The 12,784-nt window shown below is 26.3% G+C and carries 13 protein-coding genes; 9 read left to right on the top strand and 4 right to left on the bottom strand.

The window, feature by feature from the left end; translation table 11 throughout:
• Positions 1-42 precede the first annotated feature (42 nt).
• A complete protein-coding gene (locus tag BG_RS01580) occupies positions 43-1,152 on the top strand; it encodes a VWA domain-containing protein (RefSeq protein ID WP_011193655.1) in 1,110 nt (369 codons plus the stop codon).
• Positions 1,153-1,158: 6 nt separating this feature from the next.
• Here BG_RS01580 and BG_RS01575 read toward each other — a convergent pair whose 3' ends face one another.
• Both BG_RS01575 and BG_RS01570 read right to left on the bottom strand, forming a co-directional pair.
• Positions 1,159-1,524, bottom strand: a complete 366-nt coding sequence (locus tag BG_RS01575; protein WP_011193654.1) for a tetratricopeptide repeat protein — start codon at positions 1,522-1,524, stop codon at positions 1,159-1,161.
• Between the two features lie 94 nt (positions 1,525-1,618).
• Positions 1,619-2,749 carry a LysM peptidoglycan-binding domain-containing protein gene (locus BG_RS01570; protein ID WP_011193653.1) on the bottom strand — a complete coding sequence of 377 codons (1,131 nt, stop codon included), beginning with the start codon at positions 2,747-2,749 and terminating at the stop codon, positions 1,619-1,621.
• Positions 2,750-3,019: 270 nt separating this feature from the next.
• Between BG_RS01570 and BG_RS01565 the strand changes: the two genes are divergently transcribed.
• The 5 genes from BG_RS01565 to BG_RS01545 all read left to right on the top strand — a co-directional run bounded on the left by BG_RS01565 (position 3,020) and on the right by BG_RS01545 (position 8,744).
• A complete protein-coding gene (locus BG_RS01565; RefSeq protein ID WP_044007953.1) occupies positions 3,020-4,078 on the top strand; it encodes a hypothetical protein in 1,059 nt (352 codons plus the stop codon).
• Positions 4,079-4,495: 417 nt separating this feature from the next.
• Complete coding sequence (locus BG_RS01560; protein ID WP_011193651.1) at positions 4,496-5,548, top strand: BMP family ABC transporter substrate-binding protein; 1,053 nt, start codon at positions 4,496-4,498, stop codon at positions 5,546-5,548.
• Positions 5,548-7,008, top strand: a complete 1,461-nt coding sequence (locus tag BG_RS01555) for an ATP-binding cassette domain-containing protein (protein ID WP_011193650.1) — start codon at positions 5,548-5,550, stop codon at positions 7,006-7,008. Before BG_RS01560 ends, BG_RS01555 begins: the two co-directional genes overlap by 1 nt.
• Positions 7,005-7,937, top strand: a complete 933-nt coding sequence (locus BG_RS01550) for an ABC transporter permease (RefSeq protein ID WP_011193649.1) — start codon at positions 7,005-7,007, stop codon at positions 7,935-7,937. Before BG_RS01555 ends, BG_RS01550 begins: the two co-directional genes overlap by 4 nt.
• Entirely contained in the window at positions 7,938-8,744 is an 807-nt protein-coding gene (locus tag BG_RS01545) for an ABC transporter permease (RefSeq protein ID WP_011193648.1), read from the top strand. It begins immediately after the preceding gene.
• A 1-nt stretch (position 8,745) separates the two neighbouring features.
• Here the strand turns inward: BG_RS01545 and BG_RS01540 are convergent, their stop codons facing one another.
• Together BG_RS01540 and BG_RS01535 are read right to left on the bottom strand one after the other, a co-directional pair.
• On the bottom strand, positions 8,746-9,429 hold the full coding sequence (locus BG_RS01540) for a tetratricopeptide repeat protein (protein WP_011193647.1): 684 nt from the start codon (positions 9,427-9,429) through the stop codon (positions 8,746-8,748).
• The gene (locus BG_RS01535) at positions 9,429-10,472 is read right to left on the bottom strand and encodes a polyprenyl synthetase family protein (RefSeq protein ID WP_011193646.1); all 1,044 of its coding nucleotides are present in this window, start codon (positions 10,470-10,472) and stop codon (positions 9,429-9,431) included. Before BG_RS01535 ends, BG_RS01540 begins: the two co-directional genes overlap by 1 nt.
• A gap of 50 nt (positions 10,473-10,522) precedes the next feature.
• Between BG_RS01535 and BG_RS01530 the strand changes: the two genes are divergently transcribed.
• The 3 genes from BG_RS01530 to BG_RS01520 are packed head-to-tail and all read left to right on the top strand — an operon-like array spanning position 10,523 to position 12,506.
• Entirely contained in the window at positions 10,523-11,101 is a 579-nt protein-coding gene (locus BG_RS01530; protein ID WP_011193645.1) for an SAM-dependent methyltransferase, read from the top strand.
• A gap of 45 nt (positions 11,102-11,146) precedes the next feature.
• Entirely contained in the window at positions 11,147-11,677 is a 531-nt protein-coding gene (locus BG_RS01525; protein WP_011193644.1) for a chemotaxis protein CheW, read from the top strand.
• The gene (locus BG_RS01520) at positions 11,667-12,506 is read left to right on the top strand and encodes an NAD(+)/NADH kinase (RefSeq protein WP_011193643.1); all 840 of its coding nucleotides are present in this window, start codon (positions 11,667-11,669) and stop codon (positions 12,504-12,506) included. Before BG_RS01525 ends, BG_RS01520 begins: the two co-directional genes overlap by 11 nt.
• Positions 12,507-12,784: the final 278 nt, after the last annotated feature.

Below are 12,784 nucleotides of genomic sequence, written 5' to 3'. Positions count from 1 at the left end.
CTTATTTATTTGTTTTGAGTTATTTATGAGGGCGGTTTCCTTATGAAGAAAATTTTTTTCTTTCTTTTTATTAGCTTTTATTTGTTTGGATTTGAAGATAAATCTTTAAAAATCGACATTGATGATGTTTACGTTGAGGCCCATGAAGAGGGATTTCATCTTTTTATTAGAAAAAAACCTTCAATCAAGTCAGTAATATTGACAGAGTCTTTTGAAATTCCTGATAAGAAAAAAGATGTGGCGACTTATTCATTTCGTACATTAAGTTATAATAAGATTAATGGAGATGAAATTCGAATTTTAAATGGAAGGGTTATTAAGAATAAAGAACTTTTATCATTAACATCGTCAACACCTGTTCCTAATAAGAAGTTTGGAGAAGCTTTTCATATATTGATTCCAAAAAAATTAAAATATGGATTTCCAAATTTTTCAACAAGAAGTGGTGATATTGATTTAGAAATATTAAAAAGCAAGAAAGAACCCTTTTGGTTTTCTATAAGATCTTTTGAGAAAAAATATAATGATTATTTAGGTAGGTACCAAGACAATGCTTATGAATTGTTTTTTAAGGATACTCAAAATCAAGGAAAAATTGAATTTAATGAATTAAAAGATACTTTTACAAAATTTTCAGATGAGGTTGTTATTGCTAATAATGGCATTGATATTGTTGATAAAATAAAAAAAATTTTAAAAAACTCAGAAGATTCAGTTTATGATTTAGATCTAGTGCTTGTTGTTGATGTTACTGACAGCATGAAAAGTAATATTGAGATTTTAAAAGAGCATTTATTTTCAATAATAGAACCTCAACTGCAAAAGTTTAAATCCTATAGAATAGGTCTTGTTTTTTATAAAGACTATCTTGAAGATTTTTTAACCAAAGCTTTTGATTTTAATACTATTCCCTATTTAAATAATATTCTTAAATATGTCAGTGTTGGTGGTGGTGGAGATTATCCAGAGGCTGTGTTTGAGGGGATTGATGCTGCCATAACTCAGTTTGATTGGAGGGCAGAAAGAAGATTTATTATTGTTATAGGAGATGCCCCTCCTCATGAATATCCAAGAGGGTCTGTTGTTTATAAAGATGTTATCAATTCTGCAAAAGAAAAAGATATTACAATTTATGGAATAATATTCCAGTAAAAATTTTTATTTTTTTAAATTTTTATTTTCCATTTTATTTAATATTTTTTTAGCTAAAGGCTTAATCCATTTAGGCATTTCCGCCTTATTTTCTATTAGCTCTTCAAATATTTCTTTTGCTTTTTCTGTTTTGTTTATTGTGTAGTATATGAATGCAATTTCATATTTGCCAGTAGCAACTATATTCGGATTGTGATCGAAATTTTGAATCATTTTTTCGTATGCTTTTAACGCAGAGTTGTAATCATTAACATTGATAGCCTTTTGAGCTTCTCTAAGATAAATCCCATAAGGAGTTTCTTTTGTTAATTTTTTTAAGTTAATTGTATAGCATGAAATGAGTATTAAGTTTAATAATGCTAGTTTTCTCATTTTCTGTCTCTTTTAGAATGTTTTTATTTTTAATTTTATTAGATATAAAACAAGAAAGCAAGGCCGAAGAGCCTTGCTTTCTGATTATTTTTAATTATTTAGCAGGAATTATTATCTTCCAGTTGGAATGAATCAGATCTGGATTTTGTATTTTTTGTCTGTAGCCAAACCAATTTTTTGGCCATAAGTAAGGGTCGTTGTATAATTTTTTAGAAATGCCCCATAAGGTATTGCCTATTTTTATTACATAAAGCTCACTACTTGCATTGCTTTGATAAGCTTCTAGGTATCTTGCAGATTCTAAAAATAATTCATTGGCAAGTCTAAAGTTTTTGACATTTTTAGCCTCAACTCCTTTTTCCCATAATTTTCTAGATCGCTCAATAAGTTCTAGTGTTTTGAATTGTTCTTGAGGTTTAGAGTTTTTTGCTATTTCTAACTTTTCTGCATATGCTAGTACTATTGGAGTTTCTGTTTCTCCAAGAAGATAGGTGTCTTCATTAATGTTTAAAAGGTTTAAGTGACTGTTTCTTTCTTTAATAAATGCTCTACCATTCCATGGTGATGGTTTAATAAGCTTATTGTTGCTATAAATTGGCAAGTTGGAAGCCGCTTCAAGAGCTTTTAATTGTTTATACATTCTTTCATCAGTTTCTTTTAAAGCTTTAGCTTCTTTAGCATTTTTTGCCGCTTGTTGTGCTCTGTTGAATGCTTTGCTATACATGTCAAGGGCATCGTCAAGATCGTAATTTTTATATTTTCTTGTTGCTTCGAAGTACAAGTTGTTTACTTCGTCGATTTCCAAAGGAATCCATATATATGCTTCATTTGCTTCTGCATCGTTTAGATACTTTTCAATATTTTCTTTAAGGTAATTTACTTTTTCTTTTTTTTCTCTTGGTTCTTTTATTATTGGTTTATATCTTTCAAGCACTTTTAGCGCAATTTCATTTACTTCTTTTGCTTTTTTTTTAGAAAAATTTTGTTTCATTACTTCTTCTAATTTTTCAGCTTCATTGAACTCTTTAGAATAAAAAAGATGTCCTCTTTCTTTTATTACTTCATTTTTAATGTCTTTTATATCTCTTAATTCAAAACTTTTAGTATCTGGCTTTGCAATTTTAGCATTTTTGCTCTCTCTTGCTTCTGGAGGCGTTTTGCATGCGATAAAAGAGACTGCTACTACAATGCACAGCATCAATATTAATTTATTCTTTATATTCATAAATACACCCTTCTAATAACTTGGCTTCTATTATCTTTAAAGTAAGAACCCCTAAATATTAAAGTTCTTTTTTGCTATTCTATTATTATAGCAATTATAGCATGTCAATAAAAACCTAATATTTTTAATTCTTAAATTAAATTATAGTTCTTTTTCAGCATTGTTCAAAGTGTAATAAATTTATGTAAAACAAGGTATAATTAAGTTTATGAGTTTTTTAAAGATCGGGAGAGCTATATTTTTAGAATATATTATTTTGTCCTTTTGGTATTGCTTTTAAGCAGGGTGTTGTTTTCTCAAGTAGCAGTTATAAAAGAAATAGAAGGTAAAGTTGGCGTTATTAGAAATACAGTTCCTGTTAAGTTGGATTTAGATGACGAAATTTTTGAGTATGATTTTATCGAGGTTGGAGAAAATTCAAAGCTCAAAATAAATTTATATGGAATAAACGGTATTTCTGCAGATTTAATTTTTTATTCCAATACAAATAGTTTAGTGTTTTATTCTTCTTTTAAAGATTTGCAAGATGCAAAAATATATTTATTTAGAGGAAGCCTTGATGCTGTAATTTACAATATTGTTAAAGGATCTTCATTTTCTGTTATAATAGACAATAATTCATTTAAAGCTGAAAATGCGTCAAAATTTTATGCCAACAGTGATTATTTTAATAATTTTTTTATTAATGTTTATAAGGGTCGTTTGAGGCATATTAATAAAGCCGAATATTTAATTTTTCCCAATACTAGTCTTTTGCTTTTTAATGGAAATTCTTTTTTACATAAAGTCAATGAAGGCACTTTAAAGGGTGTTAATCAAAATTTTATAAGGATGGCTAAAGATAATTTTATATCTTTAAATCAAGGGTTTTTATATTTTTTTATTTTAAAATACATTGAAGATAGTTTTAGATTTAACTTTATGTATGATTATTTAATGAAAGATTTTAAATTTAATTCTATATATTCAAAATGGAGCTTGGAAGATAAAAATTACAAACTTGGTAACAGGGTTGACATGATTAAAAATGTTAATTATTTAAAGGGAAGAATTGGTGTACTTTTTAATAATTTTGTTGACTTGGCCAATAGGTTTTATTTTGTGGATCATATTTTTAAATCTTTTTCTACTTTTTTAGACAAGTCAATAGCTGCTAATAGCCCTATTTCAAAATTTTTAAAAGATTACAAAGCTAATAAGAATGTTTTAAAAAATAAGTTTTTTAAAACAATTCATTCTCTAAAGATGTATTTAAGACGTTCTAATGATGACATTACCAGTAATTTAAATGTTAATGAATTGCATTTATTGCGCCCTAGAGAGTTTTGATTTTTATATATTTAGCTTTTTATGTTAAAGTTATTTGTTGGATAAAATGATATATTCCTTGAACTTGAAAATTCAAATAAAAGGAGAAATTAGCTGATTGGTTTCGATAGCTATTTTAAACCATTGATATTGAGTATTTTTTAAAAAATAAAAAATTTTCAAATTTTATTATATATTATTCAACGGAATTTAAAATTTACATTCAAAATTTGCTTAATATTTTATTTAATTTGGATTTTGATTTTTTTTACAAAATCTTATAATAAGGGGAAAAATGTGCTCTTCAGATGTTTAGATAATTTTTTAATTAGTTGTGGAGGCTTTATTTTTATAGCTTATTATCGATCTTTTTTGTATTTGACTTTTGTGGTATTAATGTGAATTTAATAATAATTAATAAAAGGGTGTTTTGTCTTTATGAGTAAGAACGTGTTTTTTAAAGTGTTTTGGATTTTATTCACAGTATTTCATTTATATTTATTTGTTTATTTAATTTTTTTAAAGAAGCGAAAAACCGACGTTTCTAATAAAACTAATATTGCTTTATTTATTCCAGGGGTTATTTCAGGGTCTCCATCTTATAAAGAAATGTATGATTCTTTGTTTGAATTCAAAAAAAAGCACGAAGATCTTGAAATTAAAGTTTTAGAAGCCGGATTTAATCAAAGCGAGTGGATAGAAATGCTTGAAAAATTATTAAATTCAAAAAAATATGATTTTTTAATAACTACGAATAATGCTATGCAAGATATTGTTGATAGTGTTTCGAGTAATTATCCCCACACTAAGTTTCTCATTTTTGATTCTTTAGTCAAAAACACCAACAATCAAGTTTATTCAGTTTCTTATAACGTTGCAGAAGAGGCATATATTTTAGGGTATTATGTAGGCCTTTTTTTAATGGAATTTATTAAATCTGGCTTTGGAAATGCTGCTCTGATTGCAGGTCAAAACTATCCTGCTATGAGAGATTATATTTATTATTATTTCAAAAAAGGCATTCTTGATGTGGATGTTAGGTCTGAAGTTTATTATAGAGTTTTAGGCAATTGGCATGATAGTAATTTGGCTAAATTGTTATCAGACTCTTTAATTAAGGATTCGGGTGCTTTGGTAATACTTCCTATTGTAGGACCTGCTGTTGAAGGAGTACTTTCTTCTGTTAGAGAGAATAATATTTCTGCGGTTCTTTTTGATAGTGAAGATTATTTAGATAATAAAGAAAATATTATTGGTTCGGGAATTACAAATCAAAAATATTATGTTTCATATATTTTAGATAAGGCTCTTAAGTCAGAGATTAACTATGGGAATTCTGATGTTTTTGGTATAAAACATAAAGGGGTTTTATTTAATGTTTCAAATGTTTTTTACTTAGAGCAAACCAGTCAAAAGTTGAAAGAAGATCTTTTAAAAAAAATAGAAGAGGTTAGTGCAAATGGTATAAAAATTGATTTGGAACAAAATTAATGGTAGAGTTTAAAAATATAGTTAAGTATTTTCCAGATATTGATAAGCCTATTTTAGATAGTATTAATTTAAAAATTGGAGAAGTTAAAATTTTCACAGTAGTTGGTAAAAATGGAGAAGGGAAGAGTACTCTAGCCAAGATTATTGCTGGGCTTGTTGAATTTGATAGTGGTGAAATATTGGTCAATGGTATTAAACAGAAAAATTGGAATGTAGATAAAGCTAAAAATAACGGCATTTATCTTGTTTCTCAAGTTCCTAATTTGAAAATGAATTTAAGAGTATGGGAATATTTGAGTATCTATTGGTTTGGTTATGCATTTTTCATGCCGATGAATAAATCTAAGACCTATAAATATTATAAATGGCTTATGCAATTTTATAATATTTCTTTTAATCTAGATAAGAAAATTAAAGATTTAAATATTAAAGAGATTTATTTTTTACTTATTATTGCTTCTCTTAAAGAGAATGCAAAAATAATTATTTTTGATGAGAGTGCTGCTTATTTTTCTCAAAAAGAAGCTCAAGCTTTTATAAAATTGCTTGTATTGCTTAAGAAATCAGGAATTGCTTCTTTTTTTATTACCCACAGCGAGATAACAGATGCTGTAAAATTTAGCGATGAGTTTATTGTTTTAAAAGATGGTAAGTGTTTTAGAACAATAAATAAAGAATCAATTTTGAGCAAACTTGAATCCTCTAGCGATAAAACATTTTTTGCAAATATTAATTTTAATAAATTTGAAAAAGATTCTATTAAATTTAATCTGTTTTTTGAAGATTTTTGGAAGTACGATGTTAGTTTTTCTTTAAATAAAAGGGGTGTTTTAGGAATAATTGGTGAAGAAGCTACAATTAAAACTTGGGAAAAATTATTCTTAGGAGAGCTTATTTTTGTTGGATGCATAAAAATTGATGGCATCAGATATGAGCGAATAAATATTTTTGAGTGTAAAGCGGGATTTTTACCCCTAGGTATTGGCAATTTATTTCCTGATAATAGCAGTATATTGGATAATTTTTTAGCTAAATTTATGAATTTTGAAAATAAAATTTTTATTAGGCAATCTTATATTAATAATATTAAAGATTTTTTTAAAAAAAAAATGGAATTTTGTAGTGAAGAGAAAATATATAGAATTCTTTATTCCAAATCTTTGGCATTTTCTGGAGGAACTTTGAAGAAGTTTGCTCTTTACAGAGAAATGTATATTGCAAAAAGTTTTTTAGTTTGTTTTTCTCCTTTAAGCAATTTAGATCATAAGGCTTATAATGAAATGTCTGTTGCTATTCGTAATTATTCAAAAGAAAAACCAGTTCTTTTGATTACCTCTAATTTAGATGAATTACTTTTGCTCTCTGATAACATTTTAGCAATGAAAATGGGAGAAGTTTTGTTAAACGCATCTAGAGAAAAGATTAGTAAAGAAAAATTAAAGGAATTGCTATTTTTATGACCTTGTTTAGAAATGGTTTAATGGCATTGATTTCTTCTTTTTTGATATTAAGTATTAGCTATTTTTTTAGTGATTTTTTTCAATTTTCTTATATAAAGATGATATCTTGGCGCTTTATTTTATTTTTAATAATGGCTACTGGCATTGCTACTTGCGCCAAGAGCAATGCATTAAATCTGGGGAATGAAGGCCAGGTTTATTTTGGAGCATTTTTCGTTTATATATTTTCAAGTTTTTTTGGATTGACTTATTTTAATTTTATATATTTGATATTTTTAAGTTCTTTTTTTGTGGGGCTTTTAGGGCTTCTTCCCTTTTTTATTACTTTTTTCTTTGGATTAAACAGAGCTTTAACAGGGCTTTTAATATCTTATGGAAATCAAAGGTTGGTAGATGGATTTATTTTAAATATGTTAAAAACAGGTAGTTTTTCTAATCAGACAAAAAGAATCAATGGTTTATTTGCTTTAGATTCATCATTTATTTACTTATTTTTATTTGGTATGTCAATTTGGCTTTTTTATTTTTTTATTCATAAAAAAACTATTTATGGACTTCAGCTTGAAATATTAAGTAATAAAAAAAAGATAGATATTTTTTCCAATATAAATGAATTTAAATATAAGTTTTTTGCTGTATTTGGTAGTGCTTTTTTAAATGGTCTTGCAGGTTCTATATTTGTAGTGTTTTTTAAGCCATATTTGGTTTTAGGGCTGACTTCAGGGCTTGGTTGGAACAGTTTAATTGTTGCTGTAATTTCAGGATTTAATTATATTTATGTATTATTTTTTAGCCTATTATTTTCAATATTAATCGAATTTAACAATTTTCTTAATATAAATTATGACTTTAAGTATGAATTTATTGGCCTTTGTCAATCAATTGCTATTTTTCTCTCTTTATTTTTGATTAAAGCTAGGAAAAAGTAGATGTTTGGTATTTTTGAGCAGGCTATTGTATTTTCGTATTTAGCACTTGGGGCCCTTTATACAGAAAGGATAAAACTCTTAAATGTATCTATTGAAGGCATTTCGTATCTTTCAATATTTTTAACATCTTTTTTTATTTATTTGGGATATGGAATTTTTATGTCGACCATTTTCACTCTTTTTATCAGCTTTTTGTTTGGATTTTTTTTATCTTTTATAGTAAAGAAAAATTATGATATTTTTATAGCAGGAATAGGTATTAATATTTTTTGTTATTTTTTTGTTGATTATTTAATGAAGAGTAATTTTAACTTCATTCCTGGTTTTACTTTGAATTTATCTGGTAATTTTGAGATTATTATTTTTATTACTATTTTTTTCATTTTTTTATTTATTACTGTTTATGTTATAAGTTATTCAAGAATTAGAGCAGTTTTTGAATTTATATCTTCAGGAAATTATGAAGACATTTTGGGTGAGAAAATAAGCAATCGTTTCAAATCTTTTGCAATTTTTGTATCAATTTTCACAGCAAGTCTTGCCGGTTCATTTGTTGCGGTAAATCTTAATGCTTACTCTTATAATTTGGGACTAAACAATGGCTGGCTTGCTATTTGCATTCTTTATATTTCATTTTCAAATCCTTTATTAATTTTCCCAATTTCTTTTTTAATAGTTTTTTTTGAATATCAATTTTTTCACACCCAAGAGTATATAAATTCCTATTTTTCTCTTTCTTTTCCATTTTATGTGGCAATAATAATAAATATATTGGTTTCGCTGATTAAGCAAAAAGATAAATCTTAGTTCAAGTTTTGCACATTGTGTTTTGAATTGTTTTTAAGGCACTAATTTGTAGGTATAATTCTTTTAATTTTTTCCTATTAAAATAATAGAAGGGTATTTGTTTTATTATTTCTAAATTATTTAAAAAAATTATGAATAAGGTATCGTCATTAAGCGCTAATTGGAATGTTGAAGTCAATATTGTATTAAATGCTTCATTTTCATTATTTATAAAATGATAAATACTTTTTTTAAAAAGAGCATCAATTGCTATAAATATATTTTCTTTGAACAATTCCTTACCGCTTTGGAAAAATTTAATTATGTAGTCCATTGAATTTTCAACCTCTCCTATTAAAAAGTATGCCCAAGAGATATCTAAAAAGTTTTTTTTATCTTTAAAGTCTATTATTTTTAAGTAATCTTGAGATTTAACAATTGCTTTCTTCCAGTTTTTATTTAAATATTCCAATTCTGAAAGCAAAAGATGGGCATCAACTTGATTTTGATCCATGTTAACTATTTTTTTTAGATTTGCTATAGCTTTGTTATATTTTTTTGAGTTTTTTAACAGCATTGATTTTTGATAAAGTTTTTCTATTTTATATTTGTTTGCTTGTTCATTGAGCTTTGATGTTGATTTTATTTCAGGGTAAATATTTGTGATCAAACCATAGAAAAGCGCTATTATTATTGTTTTTCTCATTATATTCCTTCTTTTATTTGTTCGACAATATCTATTAGTATATTTTTATATCTATTTTTTAATGGGTATAAATTGAGTTCGGTTTTAAACTCGTTTAGATATTTTAAAGCAATAGTAGTTGAATTCCTTATTGATTTTGATGAATTTATCATCTCTGTTAGTTTAAATATTTCTTTTCTTTCTGTAGTGGTTTGGGCATTTTTTATTTGATTAAATTTTGCAATAATTTTTGGTTCAAATTTTTTTTCTTGTAAAAAATAAATTATTGGCAAACTTTTTTTTCCTTCAATTAAATCGTCTCCGAATTCTTTGCCATTAATTTTATTTTTTATATTTTTAATATCGTCTATTATTTGGAAATAAACACCGAGTTTTAAGAATGTGCTGTAAAGCTTTTTAGCTTTGTCTTCATTATTTGTGATTATTGCAGCTAGAAAGCTGGCCATCCCGAAAAGCGAAGCTGTTTTTAATTCTACTAAGGAAATGTATTCCTTGATGCTTGGAATGTATGATTCGTTGTGAAATTTAATATCAATTCCTTGTCCTAGATGGAGATTTGAAAGAGTTGTAAAGTAATTTTCATAAATCAATAATTTTTGATTTTCTTTTAAATTTGATCTTTCTATTAATTTTGCAGGTAAAAAATAAATTAAATTACCAGCATTTATGCTGTTATCTATTCCATAGATTAAATGTATTGCTGATCTGCCTCGCCTTTTTAACGAATTGTCTTCAATGTCATCAATAATCAAACTTCCAGAATGAGGAAGTTCAAGCAGTAAGCTTAATTTATATATTAGTCTGTCGTTTTTTTCTTTTAAACCCAATGCGTATGCTAAAAGAATCATTAGCATTGGTCTTATTCGGTCTCCACCTCTATTAATTATTTCAATTGCTGGGAATTTAATATAATCGAGGGTTTCCTTTTTTATTTTAAAAGTAAAATTTAAATCTTTATCTTTGAATAAATTTAAAAAATTGGTTGTTGAAAAGATGCTGTTAATATTTTTTTCAATATTTTTTAAAAACAGTTTATTTTGCATAATAAGAATTATTATGAAAAAGTATTATAAAGTGTATTAAAGGGATTGATGTGTATCATTTGGGTGATGAGTATTCTCAAAAAGCTAAAAGAGAAGGGTATTTGGCAAGATCTGTTTACAAATTGATAGAAATTAATGAAAAATTTTCTTTATTTTCTTCTGGCAATGTTTTAGATATTGGTGCATCACCTGGTAGTTTTTCTCAATATGCTTATAAAAAGCTTAAAAGAGGCGTTCTAGTGTCTGTTGATATTAATGATATTAGCCTTAGGTATGTTAATAATTTTTATTTTATAAAGGGAGATATATTTTCAGATGATACAGCTTCTAAAATTAATAAATTTGGGCCTTATAGCCTTGTAATTAGTGATGTGGCTCCCAAAACTACTGGAAATAGACTTGTAGACACCAGCAATTCTTTTAATTTAAACATGAGAATAATAGATTTATCGTTTGAAGTTTTACTTAAAAAAGGAAATTTGCTTGTTAAAGTTTTTCAGGGAGGAGATGAGATGCAAATTTTTAAAAAGTTTGAAAAATATTTTAAATTTGTAAAAAAAATTAGACCCAAAGCTGTAAGGAAAAATTCTTTTGAAATTTATTTTTTGGGTAAAAGTTTTGGCAAATAGCAAGTTAATCAAATTGCTATAAGTATCAATTTAAAGGTATGAAATATGTTGAGAAAAGAAATATCTGAAGACAGGAAGTCGCAGCTTCAAGTTGCAGGTTTTAAAATAGGCAAAGAAAGTTATGGTGTGTCAATAGAGCATATTAGAGAAATTATTAAAGTTCCATCAGAAGGAGTTTATGCTATACCAAATGTTCCTGAATATATTATAGGTATTTATAATCTTAGAGGCAGTATTATTCCTTTAGTTAATTTAAATATTAAATTTGGGGTTCCTTCTATTTCAGTAACAGAAGAAGATATGCTTTTGACAGGATACTTAATAGTTAAGATTAAGAATAAACTTTTGGGCATTTTTGTTGACAGGGTTCTTAAAGTTATTAGCTTTGATGATTCTAGGATTCAAGAACCCCCTGCTACTTTACAAACTTTAGATAGAAAATATATATCTGGAGTTGTAAAGCTTGATGATGCTGATAATCTTGAGAGTGAATATTTAGTATTAATTGATATTGCAAAAATTTTTGATAAATGCGAATTTGACGATATTCCCTATAAAGATCAACATGAAGAGTAAGGCTCTTCTTTGTATTAATACTTTAAAGTCGGGAGCTGGTATTTTAGGCGATGATATTAAAGTTTATTTAGAAACTAAGCATTTTGTTGAGGTGGTGTTAATAGATGTTAGTAAGCCTTTATTATCTTTTCCAAGAGAAAATTTTCTTTTTTTGATAACTTTAGGAGGAGATGGGACAGTTCTTTTGGCTGTTAATTTGCTTCTTGAAAATAAAAATGTTGATATCCCAATTATTTCAATTAATATGGGGAAGGTGGGATTTTTAGCAGATATTAAGATTGAAGATTTTAAAAAAGTCATAGATAGATTTTTTAAAAATTCTTTAGTAATTAATAAAAAATTTTTGCTTCATGTAACAGTTTATAAGCACGGCAAAGATTTAATTTCTAGGTATGCTTTAAACGATATTATTATTCGCTCAAGTCTTCTTAATAAAATGATTCATGTAGATCTTAAGGTTAATTCCGAGAATTTTTTATCATATAAAAGTGATGGGATAATTGTGTCTACTCCAACAGGTTCAACAGGATATTCTTTCTCAGCAGGAGGTCCTATTTTAGAAGCAGAACTTGAGGGATTTTTACTTACACCTATTTCTCCCCATTCTGTTTATAATCGCTCTTTTGTGTTCTCTAAATTAAGTAAACTTTCTCTTTCTTTTTCAAAGGAATATTTTATAGCGCCAGCATCAATTTTTTTAGATGGAATTAATTTTGGTTCTTTCGGAGTTGATGTTGTTTTTGAATTTGAAATTTCTTCTCAAAGCTTAAATTTTGTCTCATTTTGTACGGATACTTTTGTTAAGAGATTAAAAAACAAATTATTATAAGTTTAATGCTCTTTTAAACAGTTTGCTTTTTAATAAATATTGTTATTGGTTTTTATTTGAATTTTTGATTTAATCTGATCTTTAATTAGACTAGAGGATTTTGTGTGTTTTAAGACTTGGTACTTTTAAAAATTAGTTAAAATTTTACATAATTTATTATAAGGGCGTTAATGTTTTGTTTATTAGCAGACTAAATGTTCTAAGGGTGTTTTTTATAAATTTATAACTTGTTAAAATATTTAATATGTTTGTTGCTAAAATCAATATATTGGATAACT

This window comes from Borreliella bavariensis PBi (genome assembly GCF_000196215.1).
GTDB lineage: Bacteria > Spirochaetota > Spirochaetia > Borreliales > Borreliaceae > Borreliella > Borreliella garinii.
Note: the sequence above shows the minus strand (reverse complement) of the source record. Positions and strands in the feature narration are given on the sequence as shown.